At 31.5% G+C, this 24,945-nt stretch carries 28 protein-coding genes; 11 read left to right on the forward strand and 17 right to left on the reverse strand.

Going from position 1 to position 24,945, the window contains the following annotated elements:
- Positions 1–34: 34 nt before the first annotated feature.
- Positions 35–1,813: a ribosome biogenesis/translation initiation ATPase RLI gene (locus ACR0P1_RS04150; protein WP_432645176.1), complete on the forward strand. Its 1,779-nt coding sequence runs from the start codon at positions 35–37 to the stop codon at positions 1,811–1,813.
- 121 nt (positions 1,814–1,934) lie between these two features.
- Here the strand turns inward: ACR0P1_RS04150 and hmdC are convergent, their stop codons facing one another.
- Complete coding sequence (hmdC, locus tag ACR0P1_RS04155) at positions 1,935–3,431, reverse strand: 5,10-methenyltetrahydromethanopterin hydrogenase cofactor biosynthesis protein HmdC (protein ID WP_432645149.1); 1,497 nt, start codon at positions 3,429–3,431, stop codon at positions 1,935–1,937.
- A 337-nt stretch (positions 3,432–3,768) separates the two neighbouring features.
- Here hmdC and hmd point away from each other — a divergent pair, with 337 nt between their 5' ends.
- The 7 genes from hmd (at position 3,769) to ACR0P1_RS04190 (ending at position 9,125) form a co-directional block, all read left to right on the forward strand.
- Positions 3,769–4,782 carry a 5,10-methenyltetrahydromethanopterin hydrogenase gene (hmd, locus tag ACR0P1_RS04160; protein WP_432645150.1) on the forward strand — a complete coding sequence of 338 codons (1,014 nt, stop codon included), beginning with the start codon at positions 3,769–3,771 and terminating at the stop codon, positions 4,780–4,782.
- A 133-nt stretch (positions 4,783–4,915) separates the two neighbouring features.
- Complete coding sequence (hmdB, locus tag ACR0P1_RS04165) at positions 4,916–5,914, forward strand: 5,10-methenyltetrahydromethanopterin hydrogenase cofactor biosynthesis protein HmdB (RefSeq protein WP_432645151.1); 999 nt, start codon at positions 4,916–4,918, stop codon at positions 5,912–5,914.
- 24 nt (positions 5,915–5,938) lie between these two features.
- A complete protein-coding gene (locus tag ACR0P1_RS04170; RefSeq protein WP_432645152.1) occupies positions 5,939–6,418 on the forward strand; it encodes a DUF3236 domain-containing protein in 480 nt (159 codons plus the stop codon).
- Positions 6,418–7,203, forward strand: coding sequence for an SAM-dependent methyltransferase HcgC family protein (locus ACR0P1_RS04175; RefSeq protein WP_432645153.1), 786 nt, complete (start codon positions 6,418–6,420; stop codon positions 7,201–7,203). The genes ACR0P1_RS04170 and ACR0P1_RS04175 overlap by 1 nt, the downstream gene beginning before the upstream one ends.
- Positions 7,204–7,911 carry a Nif3-like dinuclear metal center hexameric protein gene (locus ACR0P1_RS04180; protein ID WP_432645154.1) on the forward strand — a complete coding sequence of 236 codons (708 nt, stop codon included), beginning with the start codon at positions 7,204–7,206 and terminating at the stop codon, positions 7,909–7,911.
- Between the two features lies 1 nt (position 7,912).
- Positions 7,913–8,566 carry a hypothetical protein gene (locus tag ACR0P1_RS04185; protein WP_432645155.1) on the forward strand — a complete coding sequence of 218 codons (654 nt, stop codon included), beginning with the start codon at positions 7,913–7,915 and terminating at the stop codon, positions 8,564–8,566.
- The gene (locus ACR0P1_RS04190; protein WP_432645156.1) at positions 8,559–9,125 is read left to right on the forward strand and encodes a UPF0254 family protein; all 567 of its coding nucleotides are present in this window, start codon (positions 8,559–8,561) and stop codon (positions 9,123–9,125) included. Before ACR0P1_RS04185 ends, ACR0P1_RS04190 begins: the two co-directional genes overlap by 8 nt.
- Positions 9,126–9,135: 10 nt before the next feature.
- Here ACR0P1_RS04190 and ACR0P1_RS04195 read toward each other — a convergent pair whose 3' ends face one another.
- Genes ACR0P1_RS04195 through ACR0P1_RS04215 form a run of 5 tightly spaced genes read right to left on the reverse strand, consistent with a single transcriptional unit; the run spans position 9,136 to position 12,811 of the window.
- Positions 9,136–9,513 (reverse strand): putative zinc-binding protein, encoded by a 378-nt coding sequence (locus ACR0P1_RS04195; protein ID WP_432645157.1) that lies wholly within the window; start codon positions 9,511–9,513, stop codon positions 9,136–9,138.
- 5 nt (positions 9,514–9,518) lie between these two features.
- Positions 9,519–10,256, reverse strand: coding sequence for a ferredoxin (locus ACR0P1_RS04200; protein ID WP_432645158.1), 738 nt, complete (start codon positions 10,254–10,256; stop codon positions 9,519–9,521).
- A complete protein-coding gene (locus tag ACR0P1_RS04205) occupies positions 10,253–11,422 on the reverse strand; it encodes a pyridoxal phosphate-dependent aminotransferase (protein ID WP_432645159.1) in 1,170 nt (389 codons plus the stop codon). Before ACR0P1_RS04205 ends, ACR0P1_RS04200 begins: the two co-directional genes overlap by 4 nt.
- A 56-nt stretch (positions 11,423–11,478) precedes the next feature.
- On the reverse strand, positions 11,479–12,183 hold the full coding sequence (radB, locus tag ACR0P1_RS04210; RefSeq protein WP_432645160.1) for a DNA repair and recombination protein RadB: 705 nt from the start codon (positions 12,181–12,183) through the stop codon (positions 11,479–11,481).
- A gap of 46 nt (positions 12,184–12,229) precedes the next feature.
- The gene (locus ACR0P1_RS04215; protein WP_432645161.1) at positions 12,230–12,811 is read right to left on the reverse strand and encodes an L-threonylcarbamoyladenylate synthase; all 582 of its coding nucleotides are present in this window, start codon (positions 12,809–12,811) and stop codon (positions 12,230–12,232) included.
- 47 nt (positions 12,812–12,858) lie between these two features.
- Here ACR0P1_RS04215 and pgsA point away from each other — a divergent pair, with 47 nt between their 5' ends.
- A complete protein-coding gene (gene pgsA / locus ACR0P1_RS04220; RefSeq protein ID WP_432645162.1) occupies positions 12,859–13,428 on the forward strand; it encodes an archaetidylinositol phosphate synthase in 570 nt (189 codons plus the stop codon).
- Positions 13,421–13,663 carry a DUF357 domain-containing protein gene (locus ACR0P1_RS04225; RefSeq protein WP_432645163.1) on the forward strand — a complete coding sequence of 81 codons (243 nt, stop codon included), beginning with the start codon at positions 13,421–13,423 and terminating at the stop codon, positions 13,661–13,663. The genes pgsA and ACR0P1_RS04225 overlap by 8 nt, the downstream gene beginning before the upstream one ends.
- Here the strand turns inward: ACR0P1_RS04225 and ACR0P1_RS04230 are convergent.
- Entirely contained in the window at positions 13,660–14,358 is a 699-nt protein-coding gene (locus ACR0P1_RS04230) for an ABC transporter ATP-binding protein (RefSeq protein ID WP_432645164.1), read from the reverse strand. The genes ACR0P1_RS04225 and ACR0P1_RS04230 overlap by 4 nt on opposite strands.
- Before the next feature lie 9 nt (positions 14,359–14,367).
- The gene (locus ACR0P1_RS04235; RefSeq protein WP_432645165.1) at positions 14,368–15,477 is read right to left on the reverse strand and encodes an ABC transporter permease; all 1,110 of its coding nucleotides are present in this window, start codon (positions 15,475–15,477) and stop codon (positions 14,368–14,370) included.
- A gap of 53 nt (positions 15,478–15,530) precedes the next feature.
- On the opposite strand from ACR0P1_RS04235, the gene ACR0P1_RS04240 reads away from it, so the two are divergent.
- Positions 15,531–15,791, forward strand: a complete 261-nt coding sequence (locus tag ACR0P1_RS04240; RefSeq protein WP_432645166.1) for a DUF3781 domain-containing protein — start codon at positions 15,531–15,533, stop codon at positions 15,789–15,791.
- Between the two features lie 43 nt (positions 15,792–15,834).
- Here the strand turns inward: ACR0P1_RS04240 and fbp are convergent, their stop codons facing one another.
- From fbp to ACR0P1_RS04285, 9 genes are all read right to left on the reverse strand, one after another.
- Positions 15,835–16,929 carry a fructose-1,6-bisphosphate aldolase/phosphatase gene (gene fbp, locus ACR0P1_RS04245; RefSeq protein WP_432645167.1) on the reverse strand — a complete coding sequence of 365 codons (1,095 nt, stop codon included), beginning with the start codon at positions 16,927–16,929 and terminating at the stop codon, positions 15,835–15,837.
- A gap of 110 nt (positions 16,930–17,039) precedes the next feature.
- On the reverse strand, positions 17,040–18,194 hold the full coding sequence (thiI, locus tag ACR0P1_RS04250; protein ID WP_432645168.1) for a tRNA uracil 4-sulfurtransferase ThiI: 1,155 nt from the start codon (positions 18,192–18,194) through the stop codon (positions 17,040–17,042).
- Between the two features lie 256 nt (positions 18,195–18,450).
- Positions 18,451–21,144: an alanine--tRNA ligase gene (gene alaS, locus ACR0P1_RS04255; RefSeq protein WP_432645169.1), complete on the reverse strand. Its 2,694-nt coding sequence runs from the start codon at positions 21,142–21,144 to the stop codon at positions 18,451–18,453.
- Between the two features lie 189 nt (positions 21,145–21,333).
- Positions 21,334–21,636, reverse strand: a complete 303-nt coding sequence (rpl12p, locus tag ACR0P1_RS04260) for a 50S ribosomal protein P1 (RefSeq protein ID WP_432645170.1) — start codon at positions 21,634–21,636, stop codon at positions 21,334–21,336.
- A 58-nt stretch (positions 21,637–21,694) separates the two neighbouring features.
- Positions 21,695–22,702: a 50S ribosomal protein L10 gene (locus ACR0P1_RS04265; protein WP_432645171.1), complete on the reverse strand. Its 1,008-nt coding sequence runs from the start codon at positions 22,700–22,702 to the stop codon at positions 21,695–21,697.
- Positions 22,702–23,340 (reverse strand): 50S ribosomal protein L1, encoded by a 639-nt coding sequence (locus tag ACR0P1_RS04270; protein ID WP_432645172.1) that lies wholly within the window; start codon positions 23,338–23,340, stop codon positions 22,702–22,704. The genes ACR0P1_RS04265 and ACR0P1_RS04270 overlap by 1 nt, the downstream gene beginning before the upstream one ends.
- Before the next feature lie 179 nt (positions 23,341–23,519).
- Complete coding sequence (locus tag ACR0P1_RS04275) at positions 23,520–24,002, reverse strand: 50S ribosomal protein L11 (RefSeq protein WP_432645173.1); 483 nt, start codon at positions 24,000–24,002, stop codon at positions 23,520–23,522.
- Positions 24,002–24,472, reverse strand: a complete 471-nt coding sequence (locus ACR0P1_RS04280) for a transcription elongation factor Spt5 (protein ID WP_432645174.1) — start codon at positions 24,470–24,472, stop codon at positions 24,002–24,004. Before ACR0P1_RS04280 ends, ACR0P1_RS04275 begins: the two co-directional genes overlap by 1 nt.
- A 243-nt stretch (positions 24,473–24,715) precedes the next feature.
- Complete coding sequence (locus ACR0P1_RS04285) at positions 24,716–24,895, reverse strand: protein translocase SEC61 complex subunit gamma (protein WP_432645175.1); 180 nt, start codon at positions 24,893–24,895, stop codon at positions 24,716–24,718.
- Positions 24,896–24,945 lie beyond the last annotated feature (50 nt).

Genomic DNA, 24,945 nt, shown 5'->3' on the forward strand with positions numbered 1-24,945 from the left:
AATTACTTATGATTATATTTATAAGGAGATAATAATGACTCGTATTTCAATTTTAGACAAAGATAGATGTCAACCTAAAAAATGTGATTATCTTTGTATTAATTATTGTCCAGGTGTTAGAATGGATGAAGACACCATAATAATTGATGAAGACACTAAAAAACCGTTGATATCCGAAGAATTATGTGAAGGATGTGGTATATGTACAAACCGATGTCCTTTTGATGCAATTACAATTATCAATTTGCCTGAAGCCGTAGGAGAACCTATTCATAGATTTGGCCAAAATCAATTCGAATTGTTTGGACTTCCAACCTTAGAAGAGGGAACCGTCTTAGGTCTTCTTGGACAAAACGGTATTGGTAAATCCACAATCATGAATATTTTATCAGGAAATCTAATTCCTAACTTTGGAGATTTTGAAAACAAGCCCGAAAACTGGGATAATGTGATTGAATTTTATAAAGGATCATCCCTTCAAAAATACTTCAAGGATTTATCCCAAAGTAACATTAAGACAATATTAAAACCACAAATGGTTGATCAACTTCCAAAAGTTGTAAAAGGTAAGGTTAAGGATTTACTATCAAATGTAAATGAAAGAGACAAACTAGATTACGTTACAAAAGAGTTACAACTTGAAAATGTATTAGAAAGAAAAATGGAAAATCTAAGTGGTGGAGAACTTCAAAGAGTTGCAATAGCTGCAACCGTCTTAAGAGAAGGAGATTTCTATTACTTCGACGAACCTACTTCTTGGCTTGATGTATCCCAAAGATTGAATGCAGTAAAAGTAATTCGCTCTTTAGCAGATGAAGGTAAAAGCGTACTTGTTATTGAACACGACCTCGCTACCTTAGACGCATTATCTGATAACATACATATTTTATATGGACAACCTGGAGGATATGGTGTTGTATCTGGGAAAAAAGGAGTTCGTTTGGGAATTAATGCTTATATTAATGGATTTTTAGCAGAAGAAAATGTAAGAATTAGAAGAAACCCTATTGAATTTACAATAAGACCCCCAACTCCTGAAGATGAAGGAGACGTACTTGCAAGTTATTCTGATTTAAGCAAAGATTATGAAGGATTCAAATTATCAGCTGATTCCGGTGAAATCTTTTACGATGAAATTGTAACTGCATTCGGTTCAAACGGTATTGGTAAAACCACTTTTGCTAAAATACTCGCTGGTGTTGAAGACCCAACCATTGGAGAAGTTAATGAAGATGTAACTATCGCATATAAACCACAGTACATCGTTTCCAACTTTGAAGGCACTGTAAGTGACTTTTTATACATGAATGCACCAAGTTTCGGTAGTAAAATCTTTGATAGTGAAATTATGAAACCATTAACTCTTGATGAAATGCTAGACAAACCAGTTAATGGATTAAGTGGAGGAGAACTTCAAAGATTAGCTATTGCTGCAACATTATCAAAAGATGCTGAAATTTATCTTTTCGATGAACCTACTGCATTTTTAGACGTTGAACAAAGATTAATAACTGCAAGAGTTATACGTAAAATGGTTGAAAGTAGAAATGCTGCTTCACTTATCGTTGATCACGATATTGTATTTATCGATTATATATCCGATAGAGCAATGGTATTTAATGGAACTCCAGGTTTAAATGGTCATGCATCCAAACCAACCGACCTTAGAAATGCAATGAACGAATTTTTAGGAAATCTCAATATTACATTCAGAAGAGATAAAGAAACAAAAAGACCTAGAGTAAACAAACTTGACAGCTACAAAGATCGTGAACAGAAAGAAAAAGGAGAATACTATTATCTAGAATCCTAGACATTGACTCAAACTGAAGTAATATGTCTATTAATTTTAAAAAAAGAAATTTAAATAAAATTAAAGTAATAAAATTACTTTAATTTACTATTTTTTACTTATTTTATATTAAAAATCCTAATTAAACTATTGGTAAAGCATTAGGAACTTTTTTCAATATATTTTCTTTAACAGGAATCATAGTTGATGATGCAATTGAAAAATCAGCAGATTTAGCTGCTAGTTTATCATCAGGCTCTGCAATAATTGTTGCATTCAAAGCATCCTGTAAATTATCAACAGTGTTTTTCAATACCCAATCATCAACATCTGAAATTATAATTTCATCAACATGATTATCCAATTCATTAGCAATTACCCATGAAATAAATCTTCCACCATGTAAAGCTATTGTGCTTCCATTAGCTAAATCAACAATATCACTCAATGTATGTTTTAATTCAATATTATCATACATTCTAGAATTAACTAATGTTGCCCAATGTGCATCACCAACATGATAATTTCCAATTTTTCTTGGATATACATAATCAGGCCCAGCAATTTTAACAGCAGTAGCTAATGATAATAAATCATGTTTTTGAACTGGAAGACCCCTATTTGGAAATTCTTCATTGATGATTTGAATAATTCTTGGGAGTCCGAATTTTCCTCGCCTAGCAGTTCCCGGCTCATATCCACACATATACCCATGATGGTTTTTCGGAAATCCTGTGATTATCATATTTAAACCAGATCTCAAACCTGCTCTTACCTCATGTTCATAAGCCCCGTTAGTAGCAACAACTTTTCCAGGAGATAAAATTCTTGCAGCTGCAACTGTTTTTGCAAATGATTCAGTAGTATTTTCACATCTGTTGAAAGGACCTCCTTCAACTACAATAACATCCGCACCAATCTCAATGGACTTTTCAAATCCAGTTATCACTTCATCATAACCATCACCAACAAACATGATGGATTCTAAACCTCTACCATATTTCTTAGCTAGTTTTGCAATATCTTCTGCTTCCCTCAATGGTGCAGCATGACCATCACCTGTTTGTTCACTAGTAACATTGACTGCAACAGAAGAAGACAATTTAATCCATTCTTCTTTGTCTTCTTTTTCGGATAGCTCCTTATCAATCAATCTTTCATGAATTCTTCCCCTAGGACATTCTGTAAATGCTGGACCCTTATTATAACATTCACCACCACATCCACTAATATTTTTAGGTAGTCTCATTGCACCATTTTCCCCAAAATGGTCTAAATCAAGAGGAACATCAACATTTTCATGAACTTTTCTCATGACGTCAATACCTCTCATTCCGAACTTTTCAGCAATATCTGCAAAAGCATATGCACAAATATGAATTGGTGCCCCAATCATATCTGCTAGTCTACAATTTCCCAATAGTTCCATTAGTTCCAAATCAGAAGCACAAGTTCCTGCAACAACTTCAGTTAAGTCACAACCTAGAGGAAATCTTTTAAATTGCATCCCCAATTTCATTGTTTCTTCTAAAGAGAGTTCTGAGATTGCATCAACAACAGAAGTTATATCCTTATCCATTTTTGATATTTCAATCGCAGCTTCATCATCATGAACAGCTTTTTTAATTAAATCATACATGAAAATTACTCCAAAAATAATTTTATAATAATTATAACTTTTCAATAAATCTTAAATAAATAAGTTTCGATTAAGTTAATCTAAATCGAGTAAAACAAAGAATTCCTTAAAATAAAAAAGCAATATTAGTATTACTAAAAATAATAATAAGCAATGAAAATAATATTCATTAAAACATAATGTAAAGGTTTAAATAAGTTCTATTTAATAAATATAATGTATTACTATATGGCATAAACTACCATAATATTGTGATGATAAAGTTTACTTAAAAGCCATGTAGTAACCCTTTTAAATAGATTTTATTTAAAAGAGACTATATTAAGGAGACAAAAAAATGAAAGTAGCAATTTTAGGTGCAGGATGTTACAGAACACATGCTGCAAGTGGAATTACCAACTTCTCCAGAGCTGTAGAAGTTGCAGAAGCAACCGGAAAAGAAAATATTTCTATGACCCACTCTACCATTGAAATGGGTGCAGAATTATTAGAATTAGCTGGTGTTGACGAAGTAGTTGTATCAGACCCAGTATTTGACGGAGATTTCACCGTAGTAGATGATTTCGATTACGCAGAAGTAATCGCAGCACACAAAGCAGGAAACCCTGAAGAAGTAATGCCTGCTATCAGAGAAAAAGTAGGTAAATTAGCTGAAACTGTTCCAAAACCAGCTAAAGGTGCTATCCACTTTACTCACCCTGAAGACTTAGGTATGAAATGTGTTAACGATGATGCTGAAGCAGTAGCTGACGCTGACTGGGTAATGACCTGGTTACCAAAAGGTGGAATGCAAAAAGAAATCATTGAAAAATTTGCAGACAACTTAAAAGAAGGTGCTATCTTAACTCACGCATGTACCATTCCAACCACCAAATTCAACGACATCTTCACTGAATTAGGTGCAAATGTAAATGTCGCTTCATACCACCCAGGTGCAGTACCTGAAATGAAAGGACAAGTATACATCGCAGAAGGATACGCAGACCAAGCTTCTATCGATACTTTATTAGACTTAGGTACAAAAGCAAGAAGTGCAGCATACACATTACCTGCAAACTTATTAGGTCCAGTATGTGACATGTGTTCAGCAGTAACCGCTATTACCTACGCTGGTATTTTAGCATACAGAGACACCGTTACCCAAATATTAGGTGCACCTGCTGACTTCGCACAAATGATGGCAAACGAAGCTTTAACCCAAGTAACCGCATTAATGAATGAAGAAGGTATCTCCAAAATGGATGATGCATTAGCACCATCTGCATTAACTGGTACTGCTGACTCAATGAACTTTGGATCATTAGCTGAAATCGTTCCTACTGTATTAGATTACTTAGGTAAAGACGAATAAACATAAAAAGTTTTAATTGTTGATTTTTATCAACAATTAATTAACTTCTTTTTTAATTGTGAGAATAAATTCTCATTGAACAAAATAAATTAGAATTTTATAATAATTAGTTATATTAAAGTTAGGTGTTAAATTGATTGAGGAAATTTTAAAAAAAGCAGAACATGGCGAAAAATTAACTGATGAAGAATTTTTAAAATTGTTAAAAATAAATGACAATGATAGTTTAGAAAAATTATTCAAAATAGCCGCTGAAATAAGAGATAATCAATCAAAAACAATAAAATTAACATCTACAGTTCACATCACCAATAAATGTCAAATTAAACCAAGATGCAAATACTGCGGATTTGCTGAAGAAACATCCTCTAAAGGATATTATAATGCATTTTACAAAAGCGATGAAGAGATTTTAAAAGCAGCAAAATCCATTAATGAAGCTCACATTCCAAGAGTAAGTTGCTCTGGAGGATATGGATATAATGGAAAACAGGCAGTGAATGCATGTAAAATAGTTAAGGAAAACACCAATTTAGAAGTATTAGTTAATGTTGGTGGCGATTTAAATTCAGAATCCATTAAAAAACTTGCAGAACTTGAAGTAGACACCATTTGTTGTAATTTAGAAACAATAAATGAAGAAATTTTCAGAGAAATAAAACCTGGAGATTCACTTTCACAAAGGATTGAAACTTGTAAACTAGTAAGTGATGCTGGAATTGGATTATCATCAGGATTACTTTTAGGAATTGGAGAAAGTCCTGAGGATAGAATAAAACATTTACGTTTCTTGAATAATTTTGAAACTCTTGAAGAAATACCTCTTATGGGATTCCATCCTTACAAAGATACTCCTATGGAAAATATTCCACCATTCCCATTGAAAGAACAACTAAAATTTGTTGCAGTTACTCGTATAATGTATCCACACATTAGAATTACAATGCCAACTCCAACTGTTGGTCCTGAAAATGTAGAATATTCACTAAAAGCAGGAGCTAATAATTTAGCAACAGTTATTGCAGACAATTATCCTTTAGAAGTGAAAGGAGTAGGATCACCAGAATACGGAAACTATTCTGAAGTTATTAGTGTAATTGAAAAATTAGGTTTAACACCTCAAACTATATAATCTTTTTTTAAAATAAATAATAATATGGCATTTGAAAAAATGATAAGAAATGCATTTGAAGAATCTCAAAACAATTGCAGATTCGGAGATACTCTTGAAGAAATCAAAGAGATTCAAGAGTACATTAAGAATGCTAAAAATATATATATACCAAATAAAAATGGAATTAAAGTTGAAGTATTGAATAATGTTTTAAAAAGTTATGGATTATCTGAAGCTAAAATACTTCAAGTAAATACGAATACTGCAGATACAAGCAGAATACCTGCTCTTGCTAAGGCATATATTGCACTTGACCAAAGTGATGCTGACTTAATAATAGCTAGAGGCCGTTTAGGAATTCCCGGCTCTGGATCATTACTTATTTTTATTGATAACAAAGGAAGAATATTAACTGCCGGAACTTCCCCATCACATTTAATCCATGAAAAAACCATTGAAGCGGCAGTTTATAATGAAGCTTGCGAAGCACTTGAAAAAATAGGTTTTTTGAGGGTTGAATAATGAATATAGACACAGGAATAACTTCTGAAGTATTAACAATCAAATCTGAAACTAAACTAATTGATATTTTTAACAATATTATTTCAAAAAAATCAGAGGCTATTTTTAATTATATTGAACATTTGAATATTGATACAAACACTAAAATAGTCGTTATTGGAACTTACTTAACAGGTATTGGAATTGTTAAAAAATTAAGTAAAAAATATAAAAACATATTGCTGATTGATATTTATCCTCATTTAGAAGAGTTATTGAATACTGAACTTGGAGGGAAAGTAGAAAATGAAATTAACTTTTCATCAAATCTTGACTTAATATATTCTGGAGATATTGTTATTGATACAACAGGATTTGGAGGAATCAATGTTAACCAATCCTCTAAAATTGATGCTAAAGCATTCATAATAGAAGATCCAGTTGGTGAAGATAATGACATACTTTTAAAAGAAAAGAATAATATACATGAAAGGTTAAATGCAGTTAAATCATCAAATAAAGCTATTCTAAAAACTACTGGAATAAACGCAAAAACATCAGGAACAATGACACTAACAATAGGTATTTTAACTAATTTATTAAATAGCTGTCAATCCAAAGAAGGTGTTTTATACAGTGCATCTGAAATGGGCTTTTTCGAAGAAGTTATTTTTAAAGAAAAAAATATTAACAAGTTTACAGAACTAATTAGTACGAATGCATTTAAAATATCAACAATTAATCCGTTTAATTTAGATGAATTGATTGAAAAGGAACTAGATAAGATTAATTCAAAAATGATTTAGATGAAACTTAAAGAAATAACTGACTTTTTAAATAAAGAAATACCTGAATCATTGGCATTAGACTTTGACAATGTAGGATATAAAAAGGATTATGATTTATCACAAGAAATTACATCAATAAAAATTTATATGGATTTATTAGTTGAAGATGATGAACATAACAAAAATACATTGATAATAACACATCATCCTCCGTTATTTACCCCAAAAACACCAACTTATACAATACATTCCAATTGGGACATTATTGATGGTGGGGCTAATGACGCACTTGCAGATACATTAAACTTAGAAGTTATTGATTATCTTGATGAAAATACAAAAATAGGGCGAATTTGCAAGTCAAATCAGAAATTTAAGTCATTGAAAGAAAATATAATTAATAATTTTAAAAACACAAGAATTGTGAATAATTTAGATGATAGTAAAACAATAAAAAAGGTTGGAATCATATCCGGTTTTGGTCTTAAAAATCCTGAATACATTAAATTATCAAAACAAAAAGATTTGGATATTTTAATTTCAGGAGATTTAACACAGGAAACAGCAATTCTTGCAAAAAAACTTAATTTAACATTAATTGACTTAAATCACCATGACAGTGAATTACCAGGATTGTACGCTCTTGCCAATATCATAAATAAACTTAATATTAACATTGAAGTAATTGACAAAAATCCTATTGAAGAATTAAAAATGGAGAAATAATATGAAAAGCGATGAAATTAAAAAAATGGAGGACAAACAGGTCCCACATGGAAGAATTGATTTGATTGGATGTGGAAGATTAGGTTTAAGAATTGGAATTAACTTATTGCAAGTTCACAGGGGAGGGCCAAAAGTTATTGGAGCATTCGATGGGCAAAAAATTGACGGCGGAGACATTATATTCACACTCTTAGGAGCGGAAATGGGAAAATTCAAACCAGAATTCCTTGAAAAGCTATGTACCCATGAAAAAGAATTTAGAGAAGTCATAAGCTATTGTGAATACATTAATGAGGATAATCTTGATTTAATAACTGGAGATGTCGTTATCATAGTTATTGCTGGAGGAGATACAATACCAACAGCAGCCAAAATAATTAAACATGCTCATAAAAATGGTGCTAAAACCATCGGAACAGCAGGAATCTTTGGATTCGGAAATGAAAACATAGAAATCAAGGATATTTCAGAATATGATAATTCAAACCCTGCTATTGAAGAATTAAGAAAAGAAGGAATAACAGAAAATCATTTAATCTTAACAACAAACAAACTAATCAGAGATAACGAACCAGTAACCCCTTATACATTAGACGAAGTTGCAAATACAATTACAATGAATTCATTAAAATTATTGAGAGATAAGTATGATTAAAATAGCAACTGCAGAATGTTTTACCCATGGAAAGATTGGAAGAGAATTACATGCACTAGCTCAAAACTACGAAAACTCTTTTGGACGAGATTATATTGAAAATCCTAAACAATATGGTGATTTTAACTATAACAACCTCAGTGTGACTTGTAGCTTGTTTATCCCTACAATTGAAGCCGTAGTGAAAATATTAAATGTAAAAAATCCTCCAAAACCACAAAAATTAATTAAAGGTATTAAAGTCTATGATGAAAATGGAGATAAAAATGTGAGTAAAATAATGGCTAAAGCCGTTAAAGAATTAACTAATTGTGATATTGCCATTGGAACCACTGCAGGTGTTGGTCATGGTGGAATATCCGTAATAACTGATAATTATGAAATAACAACCACAACAAACGTTTATGCAAATTTATGCGAAAATAATAGTGAAAAATTATTTCAAAGATCTGAAAACGGAATCAAAAAGACACTGGAAATAATATTACTGCTTTTAAATAATAAAATTAAAGAAATAGAAAAATTAGAAAACATTGAAGTCATAAAAAGGAAAAATTAAATCTTCCTTTTTAAATAGACTCAAGTTCTTTTAAAATATGCTCTTTCAAAATAGTTACTGCTTTTTCACCATCTTCATCTAAACGAACTGCATCTAATGGATTTAAATCATGATCTTTTACAATTGAATCAGCAGGAATATTTTTAACTGAATCAATATTTTTCTCTTTTAAAATAACAGAAGCACAATCATCCCCACAGCCAGTTATAGTGACTATTTTTGCATCATCCAATATCGGAGAACAATTATTTGGCTGTGCAGAATATTCAGTAATACATGCTGCAACAATATTCTCATTTTCCAAAGCAAGTTCAACACTTGCTGCTCTTACAACTAAACCTAATGGACTTAAACCACTACAAGAAACTAAAGCTAATTTATCATTCATTTTTTTCACCTACTTTTCATTGCCTCATATCTTTTTTTAACTTTATCATAACCTCTTTTAAAGAAAGGACATTTTAAAATACATTCACTACAACCTTCTTTATGGGCAGTGCAAACTTTTCGAAGTATTTTTTCATTATTATCAAACGCATCTTTAGGACAAGAATTAATACAAACACCACAAGTTGAACAGAACTCTTTAACCCATAACATATGATTTTCACTTTTAAACGGCAAATTATCAATTGATGTATGAATCATGAAAAATCCATTATTCACCCCTTCTTTAAATAAACACATGTTGCTTCTAGTAATTATACAGTCACTAGACTGCATAGCTATTGCCCTTAAACTTAAGTTATCATCTAATGGATGTAATAAATCTGCTTGGAACCCATTTTCTCTTAAAAAATCTGCTAACTCATAAATATGAACCCCATAATCTTGAAATTCAATATCCATTAATTTACATTTCTCACTAGAAAACTCCATTCTCATTAAATCTTCTCCCATAAGAAATCTAAAAATAATTACATTATCAAAATCAATATTAAATTCCTTTTTAAATTCATCAGATAATTTAGAATAACTTATTCCAGTAAAATTATGCTCTTTAGCTAATTCATTTAATTTCAAGAGCAAATCATCTGAAATTCTCCTTTTAGGATTTAACGGATTATCAATTTTATAAAAATTAGGGAGAGGTTTGTGATATCTAAACCCCTCAAAATCAACATTAATCATTTTCTTAAGGCTTCAATAGCTTTAGGGAACTCTTCACAGAATATTTTAACTTCTTCCGTTGGAATTGAGAAACTTATACGTAAATATCTATCTCCAAATTCCTCGGAAGTGTATTCTCCTTCTCTTGTGAATATTCCTTTTTTAATTAAGTAATTTGACAAATCTTTTGGATTGATACCAGTATCATAAATATCAACAACCATCATATTAGCATCTGACGGGTAGACCGGTAAAAAAATACCGTCAACTGTATCAACCATCTCTTTAATTAATCTTTGGTTTTCAAAACAAGTCTCCCTCATACTGTCAAACCAATTATCTTTTGATTTAAGACCTGCAATAGCACCATATTGTGAAATGATATTCACACCTAAATCATTTACAACAGCATTTTTAATTGCATCAATTATTGGTTTTGAGGATATAACCCCTCCAATTCTTAATCCTGCCATTCCAAATATTTTTGAGAAGCTATAAATTGTTAATGTTTGACCAGGAGCATAATTCTCTACAAGGAAATGTTCTCTTGCAAAGTCTTTGTAAGTAACATCATGTAAAAGGTAAATATTATTTTCTTTTGCAATTTCTGCAAATTCTTTTAATTCATCTTCAGTGTATGAGGAACCTAAAGGATTTAATGGATCGATTAAAATAACCATACGAGTGTTTTCATCCATATTTTCTCTTAAAAGATCTGGAGTTAACTTATAACCATATTTTTCATCATAAATAGGAACATATCTTACTTCTTTTGCAAATCTGTTTGCAAAATCCCCTATAATAAAATATCCTGGATCTGATAAAATAACATTATCCTCAGGTGTTAAAAGAGCTTGCATACACAAGTATAAAGATTCTGTTGCACCAGAAGTCAATAAAACTTCTTTATCTTCAAAACCTAAATCTTCTAAAACTAATTTTTTGAGTTCAGAAAATCCCTCTGGGGCAGGATATCTACAAAAAGTTTTCATATGAATAGCATCAATCATAGCATTAGCTATTGTATCATCATGTAAATGGTTGGTGTTTTGACCCATCCAAATCATATCTTCATCCATGTACATATCTTCGAAAAAGTCATTTGCATTATCATAACCCTTTGGGGGCACCCTTTCAGTTTTTTTAAACTTTTTCTTTGGGTTTTTTATATCAAAATTAGTCCTCATAAAAATCACTCAACGATTCAAAATAAATATATATAGTTAATTATTAATAAAAGTACCTAAATAATTCCTTTTGAAGTAATTGAAAAAACTGCTTGTTTTCCTTCAGGAATACTTCTATGACGTTTTAATGTGGCAATTCTCTGATTGATTTCATCACCACGTTCAAGTTGAATTATTACTTTGCTCCAGTACTGTAAAATAGTTCCCCCAACCGCTTTAATATCATTATTTCCCTCATCATCAAAAGAACTATAAATTTGATTTGTCAAAATAACCGCAACATCATATTGTCTTGCAATTTTAGATAAAAGACCCATCTGTTTACCTAATTCCTTATTTAATTTAGATGATTTCATTTCATCTACTCTATACAATGCAACAGCAGAATCTAAAACAATTAAATCAATATCATTATGATTATTCCTAAGCCAAGCATCAATAGATCTTACAGTATCATTTTGCTCCAAAAAGCTTGTTGGTTCAAAAACAATTATATTATTAGCAACATTTGGAAAATCAACACCAGCAATCTGTTTGATTCTATCAATTGAAATTCCACCTTCAGTATCAATATAAATTACTTTTTTATTAGATTTCGCAACATTCACAGCAACTGATAAAGTTATATTACTTTTACCTGAGCTAGGTGGTCCAAATATTTGAGTAATTGTTCCTTTCTCAAATCCTCCACTTAGTAATACATCAAGAGCAGAGTTTGATGGAATTTTCTGATAATCTTCCAAATTAGCTAATACTTTCATAATTAATATATTGTTTTTATAAAATATATAATTTAAGAATCATGACTTATTTTCTTACTATTCTTGGTTTGATTCCAGATAAATCAATAATAGACGAAGGAGCATTAGAATCTAAATCCCCAACATCGATTACCAAATCAACATCACAGTTTAATTGTTCCAGAATTTCTTTAGGATTAGATAACATCTCATCATCAGAAACATTAGCACTAGTTGTAGTTATTGGAAAAATTCTAGCAAGATTTCGAGCAATATCACAATCAGGAACTCTTACACCAACATTAGTTAACCCACTTGTAACACCCCTCGGAACAATATTGTGTTTATTTAAAATAAATGTATATGGACCAGGCAGATATTTACTTAAAATCTCTTTTTGAGCTAATGAAACTTTTGCAACCAGATTAATAGCATCAATATCCTTAACAAGTATTGAAAAAGGTTTTAGTAAGCTTCTTTGCTTAATACTATAAACTCTCCTTACCGCATGTTTATCAAAAATATTAGCTCCCAATCCATAAACTGTATCAGTGGGATATAATACAACGCCCCCATTGGCTAATACATTAATAGCTTCATTAATTATTTTTTCATCAAGACAATCAATACTTGTTTTTAAAATTTTCATTTAAATTACCTAAAACATATATTATATAAAATCTGTATATATAAATTATGCTTCAAAGTTTAAGACCATTTTTAACAAAAATATTAAATCCATTAGCTAAAAGGATGAATATAAATCCGAATATTGTAACAATAATCTCTCCATTTGTTGCTCTTCTTGCAGCTTATGGATTTGCAAATAAATTATTGATTTTAGGAACAATAGCCATTCTACTGTCAGGATTTTTAGATGTTGTTGATGGTGCTGTTGCTAGATACCACAATAGAACATCCAAGTTTGGTGCTTTTCTTGATTCAACAATGGATAGATTTGCTGATGCTATAATATACATTGGGATAATATTTGGAGGTTACTGTGATTGGTTTGTTGGAGTACTTGCAATCCACTCTGCAATATGTGTCAGTTATGTAAGAGCAAGAGCTGAATCACAAGGAATAGAATGTAATATTGGAATTGCAGAACGTGCCGTTCGTATGATTATTCTAATGGTTGGAGCAATAATTGGATACTTCACAGGAGATATTTACTTTACATACATCATTTATATTTTAGTAATTTTATCTTATTTCACTGTTGGACAAAGAATATTACATGTTTGGAGGCAACTAAATGACTGAACTTGAAAGTCCTGAAAAAATAGCAAAAGATATCGCAAAATTAGAAAGAAATTTAAATCAGGTTTTCGACATTACTTTTGAAGGAAAAGAAAAAGAAGTTTATGACAGAGCCATTGATTATTGGAATGATTCCAAATATTATCTTGAAAAAAAAGATATGAGGACTGCATTCGGTTGTATTGAATACAGTCACGGATTACTTGATGCTTTAAGGATGATTCATGGAATCATCTAAACATCAATTTTACCATTTATTAAAGAGTCATCACCTATAGATATTATTTCACCATCTAAAACTTCAATAACTCTATCTGCTAATTTAGCTACATCCATATCATGAGTTACAATTATCAATGTTACATTGTTATCATCATGTAAATCGATTAACTGCTTAAGAATTTTGCTACTTGTTTTAGAATCTAGTGATCCTGTTGGTTCATCTGCCAATATTATTGATGGATTGTTTGCTAGTGCACGGGCAATAGCTACCCTTTGACGTTCACCACCAGATAATTTATTTGGCAACATTTTTGATTTTTCGCTAAGGCCAACATCATCTAATAACTTCAATGCACGAGACCTCATCTCTTTTGAGGATACTTTTTGAGTATACATTGGAATTTCAATATTTTCAACAACAGAAATATTTGGAATTAAATTATGTAATTGAAAAATAAATCCTATTTTATCAGATCTAAATTCATTTAACTTTTTAGATGTTTTTAAGTCTTGACCTGCAACAGTAATTCTTCCAGAATCAGGAACATCCAATGCTCCTAGCATGTTTAATAATGTAGACTTACCAGAACCTGATGGACCAATTATTGATACAAATTCACCTTGCTTGATTGTGAGATTAATCCCATTTAATGCTCTAATTTTACCATTTTCATAACTTTTAAATAAATCTTTTATTTCTACAGCATTCATCAAATCACCTCACTCATACCTCAATGCTTCTGTTGGTGGAAGTTTTACCGCTTTAATTGCAGGATATAAACCACCAATTATTCCAACAATAATCGCTATTGCAAAAGCCTGGATGAATATTATTGGAGTAAACAATGGATTTATTCCCATTTGTGGACCTAATAGAGTACAAGCCATAAATCCTATTAAAGAACCAATAATCGCTGAGACTATTGTAATTACTAATGATTCACCAACAATCATTGTGAGAATCTTTCTATTTGACCAACCAACAGCTTTTAAAACACCAATTTCACGAGTTCTTTCAAATACAGACATCAACATAGTATTAATAATACCCAGACCACCTACAACAATAGCTAAAAGTGAAATTGCCCAAGTTGATGCTTGAAGCATATTCAACATGTCTGCCATTTGAGTCATCTCCATAACAGAGGTTACCGTTGTAATATTATCACCATATTCAGCATCAATTCTATCAGCAACTGTTTGAGGGTCTTGACCTTTTTCTACTTTAACATAAATGTTAGAAATTGAATCTTTATCATCCATTAATTCTCCAACTTTAGAAATTGATGTGAATACTCCACCAGCCATACTTTGGTCTCCTGTTTCATAAATACCCACAATTTCAAAGTCTTCACCATTAATTTTTATACTATCTCCTACTGAATAATTATTGTCATCAGCATAAATTTCACCTAAAATAACCTCAGAAGAATTATCCTCAAATATTCTACCTTCTTTCATTGATATATCCGCAAGCTTGCTTCCCTCAGGATCAATACCAATGAGAGTATTCATATAATCATCGCCCACAGAAGTTAAAACAACATAAATCGGATATGCCTCATCTACTCCAGATACATTTGATATTTTCTGTGTCCAACCAGCATCAATTGTATTGGTTCCATATGCCGAATCACCAGTTTCTTTTCCAGAAATTGAAAAGTCAGCACCTCCTGCATGAATGGTATCTTCAAAAGTATTAACCAAACCATCAGTAATACCACCAAGAGAAACAATAACCACAATTCCTATTGCAATACCTACAATAGCTAAAATCGCACTATTTTTCCTCCTAAATGGATTTTTAAGAATAAATTTTAAAAATGACATATTATTAAGTAAGATATCAAATATATAAATAATTAATTACATTATTAATTGAAATGCAAAAATCAGGTATTAAAATGTATAAAACTGAGCTATTAAAAAATATTAATAAAATACATACAACCAAAATGGGTATTGAAAGAATACAAAAAAATTTAGAAATAAATGCTGAACCAGTTAGTTATTGTATTTCAAAACTCAAAAAAGAAAATTCGAAAGTAAATAAAAAGGGAAAAAACTATTACGTTGAGATTGATAACTGTATTATAACCATCAATTCAAGCAGTTTCACAATAATAACTGCTCATAAAAACTAATTTTAAAAAAAATAAAAAGAAGAGATAAAAAATCTCTTTAGATTTAATCCATATCTTCAAATCTGGATTCTAATTTTTTCATTACACCAGGTAATGAAGTGTATTCCATTTCTTCAGCAGGTAATCTGTGAGGTTCAAATGGACCATGTCTTCTGAGATAGGTTGCAACTTTAGCTGCTTCTTCACGAGTAGGGTCAAATGCAGGATCATCAAATAAGTCTACAGGTCCAATTAATTGACCATTAGCTACTTGGAAACCTAAACCGACAACTCTAGGTGGTCCGTCAAATCTGATTGGATTTGCTTCTGCTTCAGATACAGGCATCATCGGACCATTGTGGGATCCTCTCATCCATCCACTTACGATATGTGGGAATGCAAATGGATCTACACATTCACCGTTAGCAGGGAAACCAGATTGTGCTCTTACAATACATACTGGGTCATCTTTACCAACGTATTCTCCAGCCATTAAGTTTAATCTTTCAGTACTTACTGCAGCTGCGATTTCACCGTTTTTCTTCCATACTCTTTTAATTACATATCTACCGGTAGAACCAATTAATGCAAGTAAATCATACATTTCTTCAGGACAGTTTAAGATAACTTTTTTGTGTTCGATTACATCGAATACTTCAAATTTGAATCCATCATGTAATTTAGGGTCAATTACAAGACCTGCAGTATTGAATGGATCTGCAAAGATTCTAAATACTGGCAAGTTAAATGCACCAGGTTCAGTTTTGTCACAGCAGAATATGAGTACTGGATCAGATGGTCTTTCTTCAAATTCTATTTCTGCTACACCTGGACCCATACCTTTAATGTTTCCAGAGAAAGTATCAGATAATAAGTCTTGACCTGCACCGTATAATTTTAATTCACGTGCTCTTTCAGTAGCTTTCATGAATGCAGTATATGCAGTTTTGTGAACTTCTTCGTTTTCTTCCCCTTTGTCGTGGGTCATGATTAAGTCAATGTCGTCTCCACAACGAGAGATATAGTAATCTTTTATAATACCTGATTCTAAAGCTTCATTTAAAACTTCATCACAAATATCAATTAATTCTGGGTGTGCTACACAATGTCCAGACACACTTCCAATATCAGCTTTAATTACACTAACAGTAGTTTTCATTTTAATAACCTCGATTAGTAAATTAATATTTACTATACATTTATTAATTTTATATAGTATAGTATTTAATTATTATGTTTAAAATAAAAATAAAAGAAGAAAGATTGAAATTAATCAAATCTTATAATATTTTTGAAGGCCTTTTCAATTTCTTCATCCTGATCCATATCTTCACAGGCTAATTTAACACGTTCTAAATCAGCTTGTGTTTCAGGATATTTAGGAACAGCACTGCATCCGCCATCATCAATTTTGGAAATTTCGAAAGTACCAATCTCCTTAGCAATTTGAGTAATCTCCTCTTTATCTAAACCAATTAGTGGAGATAATATCGGCATATTAACACCATATCTTGTAGCTAAAATATTTGATAAAGTTTGTGAAGCCACTTGACCTACGCTACTTCCATCAACTATAGCATCTGCTCCAAGCTTTAAAGCTAATTTTTCTGCAATGCGATACATTCCAGATTTACATAATACACAAGTCATTTTTTCAGGTGCTTTCTCCTTAACAGCTTGCAAATACTCACCAAAAGGAATCTTACGCTTTTTAATAGGAGATCCTTTTGCATAAATATTCAATTGATCAACTAATTCATCAAAAAGTTCACCTGCTTTTGGAGTGGTGAATGGAACATTATCACAATTTAATGCAATGACCTCGCAACCTCTTTTCATCATCATATATGCTGCAACAGGAGAATCTATTCCACTTGAAAGTAAAACTACAACTTTTCCTTGGGTTCCTAATGGAAGACCTCCAGGTCCTTTAATTTTTTCGTGAAAGATAAAAGCATTATTATCTCTAATTTCAACAAATATTGTTAAATCAGGATTTGTTAAATCAACTGGTGCTAAAACAACATTTCTTACAACACCCCCACAGTGTGCCGCCATTTCTTGTGATGAAAACTCATGCTTTCCAACACGACGACATTTAATTGCAAATTTCGTATTTCCATCAATCAAATCTTGTGAAATCAATTCCTTAACATATTCAGTTAATGTTTCATCAATATCTTCATAAGTGGCAGTAGTAGAAGTAGCTGGAGAATAAGATACGACACCAAATACTCTGTTTAATTTTTTAACACCATCTTCAAAATCTTTTGGACGAATATATATTCTTCCCTGATTTCTATCAACCTCACAATCAAAAGTAGCTTTAATATTTTTAACTAGCTTTCTTTCAAAACGTGACCTGATTTTTGGACTTTTAACACCAATTTCGCCATATCTAGCAATAATTAAATCATAATTCATTTAAACAACTCTCTCAATTAGCACGCTGAAAAAATAGTAATCTCTTCAATACTAGTTTCTTAAAATATATAATATCAGTATAATTTATAATTATAATACTATAAAAACATGTTTTTAAATGTTATAAAACACGACATCATTTTGTAAAATCCATTAAATCTCATTTTATTGGAAAAATAAATCCCTAATTGAGATTATATTCCAATAACTAACCAATAATAACGCAAAACATCAAATAAAAAAAGAAAGGATAAAATTATCCTTTGATTAAATCAATTGCAGTTTGGATAGCTTCATCCATTTTATCTGCATTTTTACCTGCACCTTGTGCCAAAGTTAAACGGCCACCACCGCCACCGCCTAATACACCAGCTGCAGTTTTGATAACTTCATTAATTTTAATTCCATTATCAATTGCATTTTGAGAAGCTGCACCAACAATTTTACCGTCATTGTTTCCCATAATAACTACATCTGCTTTTCCATTATCAGTGAAGTCAGTAGCTATTTTTTGAAGTTCTTTAAAGTCTGATTCCATTAATTCAGATACAACTTTCAATCCATTGATTTCATCATAATCATCAGCTAAAGAATTCATTTTTAAGGAAGCAATTTGGGATTTTAACTTATCAATTTCGTTTTTCTGTGCTTTCCATTCACTGAAGAATCTATCACATGTTTTTGGAAGTTGATCATTGTCAACTTTAAATATTGAAGAACTTTCCCTTAAAAGCTCATTATCATGTTGAATTGAATCAATTGCAGCAATACCTGCTGAGAAATCAATTCTTTCAACACCATCTTGAACTCTTTCAGTTTTGTTAATTTTAATTGGTCCTACAACACCAGTTCTTAAAACATGTGTTCCTGCACATGCTTGAACATCAATTCCAGGAATTTTAACAACACGAATCATTTTACCCGGAACAATACCTCCTTGGTAAAGTACAAAACCATATAATTTCTGTGCTTCATCTCTTGTATGGAATTGAATATCCAAATCAATATTAGCCATTACATATTCATTAGCTAATTTCTCAATTTCATTTAATTCCTCTTGAGTAATACGTTTGTAATGAGATAAATCAATACGTGCTCTTGAAAGGTTGTTTTGAGATCCTGCTTGCCAAATGTGTTGACCTAATACTTTTCTTGCAGCTGCAATGACCAAGTGAGTTCCAGTGTGATGGCGTGCAAGAGTTATTCTTCTATTCCAATCAAGTTTACCTGTAATTGTTTTACCAGCAATATCCTGTGGAACCTCATCTACATGATGTAAGACCACATTATTAACTTTCTCAGCATATGACATCTTGAAAACTTCACCATCAATGAAAATTTCACCTATATCAGAAGGTTGTCCTCCCCCTTCAGGATAGAATATGGTTTTATCGAAAATTAAACATTGATCTCCATCTTTTTCAATTACACCTAAAACTTCTGCTTCAAATTCTTGTTGGTAGAAATCTTTATAGAATAATAACTCTGTTTCAGGGAAATCTACTTTAAAAGTGGATTTTACATTAGATTCATCTTTTTCGTGAGCTCCTGCTACTTGTGTAAAGAAATTATCTGGAACATTTACAGTGAAATCATCTCCTGCCATTTCAACAACAGTTTCAGGAGGAATTCCATGAGCATCATATAAATCTATTAACATGTCAAGAGGCATTTCATTTTTACCTTCTTTTTTAAGTCTTTTGATGGACCTTTTGACAATGCTTTTACCTTTTTTAACTGTAGTAGCATATCTTTCCTCTTCTAAAGTAATAATATTCATGATGTGTTCTTCACTGTCACGAATTTCAGGATAGAATTTAGATAAAAAGTCAAGTTGTATTGCCATGATATCTGCAAGAGATTCTTTCATGTTTAACTCTTTCATGAATCTAATAGTTCTTCTTAAAACTAATCTTGCAAGATAACCTTCTTTTACATTAGATGGAATAATACCATCAGCAATCATGAATGCAAGACAACGAGTATGATCTGCAATAATATAAATTGCTTCCATTGGTTCAGCCTCCTCTAAATAATCCTCTAATGAAAGGTTTAAACTATCTGCAACTTGTTGGCGAAGTTCTTTTAAATCCCCAATGTCTTCAATATCCATCATTCCAGCAATCTGAGCATTTCTTCCTTGAATATCTTCATTAATCTCAACACCAGTTAATTCCCTTAATTTATCAACAACAGGTGCAAAACATGCATCGTAAGCTGTTGGAGTTCCTTGTGAAATCCAAGCAATTCTTTCAAGACCATAACCTGTATCTACAACCTTAATTGGAATTTCTTTTTTAGATCCATCTTCTAATGTTTCATATTGAATGAATACAAGAGTTGCAAGTTCTACTCCCCTACAACATACTTCATAACAAGGTCCTTCGTTACCTCCACCAGACCACCAAGATTTAATGAATGTAATTTCTTCTGTATTAATCCCAATAGACTTGAAAAATTCATGACAAAGCCTAATGGTTTCATCTTCCCAGTAAATGAAATCCTCTTCAGTATTAATTACAGTATGAGAACCCATAGTGAAACAGGTCATGTGACGACCAGTTCTTCCCACATTATCTACATCGTTTAGTCTAATAGATGGTTGAGCTATTTCTAATGGATTTGCAGGAGGTTTAACAAGTCCTGAGGTAATCCATGGTTGGAAACAGAAAATAGATGCTCCAACTAAAAATACATCATCTCTCCATCTTTTTGCTAAAACAGGATATCTGTCGATAGCAGTGTGGCCTTCACTTTCTAAGAATTCTTTAAAAACTTTCTGGATTTCATATAAATTGTATGGTTTATCAGTAGCAGGATTTGCAATAAAACCATACTCATCACATGGAGCATCTCCACAAGTATCTCTATCAACCTGGGAGTAAAACTCTTGTCCACAAGTTTTACAAGTTTGTAGTTTATAACCAAGTTTTTCAAAAATTTCTACCATATGAATCAGTTTAAATTATTTATTAGTTTATAATATTATTTTTGTTAAATAAATAATTAATGAAAAAGAGCCTAATTTGATAGAATTAAAGTGAAAAAATAATTTATGTTTTAAGTTAAAATTAGTTTAAAATAAGAGTTATATAAGTTTTTAAAAAATAAAAAAAGAAAGGTGATAGATTTAAAAAATCTATCCGAAGAGAGCACCTAATCCAGCTGCTGCTTCTTCTTCAGAAGCTTCTTCTTCCTCTTCTTCTTCCTCTTCTTCTTCAACTGCTTCTGCTGCTGCAGGAGCTGCTGCAGGAGCTGCTGCTGCCATAGCAGTAGTTTCCATAGCTTCGTCAATGTCAACATCTTCTAAAGCTGCGATTAAAGCTTTGATTCTAGCATCTTCAGCTTCAATTCCTGCTGCTTCGATAATACTTTTAACATTTTCTTCGTTAATTTCTTTTTCTGCACTGTGCAAAATCATTGCCGCATATATGTATTCCATGTTATCACCATAAATTTTTAAAGTGTTAGTTTATTAATAAAAATTTTAAATAATTAATTTAACCGAAGAGAGCTCCTAACCCAGCTGCTGCTTCTTCTTCACTACTTTCTTCTTCTTCCTCTTCTTCCTCTTCTTCAACAACTTCTTCTACTACTGGAGCAGCTGCTACAGCAACATTAGAAAGTTTATCAGCTAATTCGTCATCAATAGCACCAGCTACATCAGCAACTTCAGATGCGATAGCTAACATTTTAGCTTGAGCTAAACCAATAATCGGTTCAGCAGTTTCAGAGGTTACAATTGCTCCTGCAACACCAACATTCATAGCTCTAGTGTATGCGAGAGTAATAATAGTGGAAATAGTTTCATCAGTAGGGATTGCTGCGTTTACAGATAAATTAAATGCATTTCTAAATGCATTTTGAACGTCAGCTAATGTTTGTTCTTCGTCGATTGCAAGTATGTCGGAAGTATAAATTGCTTCTTCTTCGTATACTGCTTTTAAATCGATTCCTACTTCCATAGGATTAATATCCATTCTGGATAAGGTTGCTGCTACTTGTTTAGAAACTTCTTCACCCGCTTTTACAACGACAGTTTCTTTTTGTACGCAGATTTTACCTTTATCAATTTTTGCAGGAATTCCAACTTGTTGTAATTCACCTAAGAAAGGACCTGGTTCAAAACCTGTGTCCCCTTCAGGTACAATAATATCATCAGAAGCAATAGTTCCTGGTTTAGCAGGAGCTGAAGTTTTGCTGTCTTCTAATATTTTGTATAATTTGAAAGGGTTCATTTCAGTTGCAATAAGTGCAATTTGACCTTCCATATGATCAGATAAACCAACAATGTTGTTTTTATCAGCATTACAATCTTCAAGAGCTAAATCAATGAGATTTATTTTAGACATTCTGATAACAGCTTTACCATTGAGAGATCTTCTCATTTCTTGAAGCTGTTTAGCAGGAATGTTCATTAAATCAACAACACCAATTACATCGTATTGATCAATGATTTCTTTAAGCTCTTGGACTTCTTCCTTTTTCCATTCTGCAACATGAGCCATTAGATCACCCTCACTACTGGTCCCATAGTTGTTTTAATAAACATGGACTTGATTTGACTTCTTCCTTTTTCTAAATTGCGGTCTAAGACTGTAAGAACAGTTTCCACATTTTCAGCTATATCCTCGTCTGACATGTCTTGGCTTCCAACAACAATTTGAATACTTGGTTGTTGTTTTACACCAACTTTGACAGTACTTTGTAATCTTTCTAAGAGAGGAGCTAATTTAATACTTGCAGGTACTGGTTTTGGCATTTTACCACGAGGACCAAGTACTGGACCTAAAAACCTACCAACAAGGGGCATCATATCAGCTTGAGCTACTAAGAAATCAACAGAGTTTGCCATTTTTTTAGCAGATTTTCTGTCTTTTCCGAAAGCTTCTAAATCTCCTTTATTAATTACAGTGTCAAGACCAGCATCTTTAGCTTGAACAATGAGTTCCCCATCAGCAATGACTCCGATTTTAACATCTTTGCCACGGCCTTTAGGAAGAGTAACTTCCTCATTAAACCTATTTTCTGGTTTTTTGACATCTAAGTCACGGATATTAATAATAATATCTACGGACTCAGTGAAGTTTCTCGGCTTAGATTGTTCTTTTGCCTCCTTCACCGCGTTAATTACATCTTGTGTCATATTAATCCCCCATGAACATTTAATGTTCATTGGATATTTTTTGGTTTCATGAGTATCGATTACAAGAAAAAATTCTTCAACGATTGCATGAATTAAAAACAGTATATCAATTATAACTTAAATTATAACATCATATACACTGTATTTATTAACTTAATTTAAATTTAACAATATAATATCTATTTTAATAAGATATCATCATATTTTCCAGCATCAACATCTTTTTGTGCTTCTCTTGGGTCTTTACCATCAACAGATAATCCCATACTAACACAGGTTCCCATAACTTCTTTGATACCTGATTTATAATCATTAGCAAGTAATGAATCAAATTTCATTCTTGCGATTTTAAATGCAGCTTCAATTGGTAAGTCATTTATAATATCCAAACCTGGTTCATGAGAAGCTTTTTCGATGCCTAACTCTTCCATGATAAGAGCAGTTGTAGGTGGAGTACCAATTTCAATTTCGAAATCTTTAGTATCTCTGTCAACGATAACTTTAACAGGCACTTTCATTCCTGCGAAGTCAGCGCTTTTCTTATTAATTTCTTCAACTACTTGCATCATGTTAATACCGAGAGGTCCTAAAGCTGGACCTAATGGTGGACCAGGAGTAGCAGTTCCACCTTCGATAAGAACTTCGACTGTATCTTTAGCCATCAGTCAGCCTCCTTTTGAATTATTCTAATTTGATCAGCTTTAACAGTGACCGGAATTGGTACTGCCGCTTCTATTAACTCAAGAACGACTTCTTCACGTGATTCGTCAATACGAACCACTTTTGCTCTTTCTCCTTTAAACGGACCAGAAATAAGTTCAACAATACTTCCTTTTTGAATAGAGGAAATAATAGGTTCTGGTTTTAAGAATCTTTTTACTTCATCAAAAGGAATTGTAGCATCACCACCAACAATACCTCTTAAATGTTGTACTTTTAAATCAGGGTGTCTAAGATCTATTTTTGTTGAAGATTCAACTAAAATATACCCTTTTAAAGATTCTGGAACAAGAATTGAAGAAATGCCTATACCATCAACGGTTCTAGCTTTACGTGCTAAAAGCCTAGCAACATTTCTTTCCTGACCTGCGGATGTTTTAAGAGCATATATGGAACTATTAGTATCTTCCATAAAAAATTCACCTATTTTTTAAAATTTTTCTTGTTAATAAAATCATACATTAAGTTAAAAATATTATAAAAGCCATAATTTTCAAGAAGAAAATATCTCGAAAATAAGAATTCTATAATATGAATATCTATATAAATTATAGTATATAAAAGTTTTTAAAAAAATGATAATTTTAAATAAAACAAAACATTACAAAAAATTTTACTATAATCAAATAAGATCAAAAAAATAAAAAAGTTAGTCTTATAAGCCAATTAAAGAGCCTAATAAAACAATAACAAAACCTAAAACACCAATAACAGCAACACCTAAAGCAGAGATTTTAGCTAATTCTCTGTATTCTTTACTATCAGGTTTTTTAGCAACTTTTAATACCCTTTTACTGTCTTTGATAAATTTGTTAAAATCTTCTTGAACATTCATTTAAATAACCAAAATTAAGAATTTTTAAATTATAATAAAATAATAGTAAT

It is taken from the genome of Methanobrevibacter sp., from assembly GCF_050872065.1.
Taxonomy (GTDB): domain Archaea; phylum Methanobacteriota; class Methanobacteria; order Methanobacteriales; family Methanobacteriaceae; genus Methanocatella.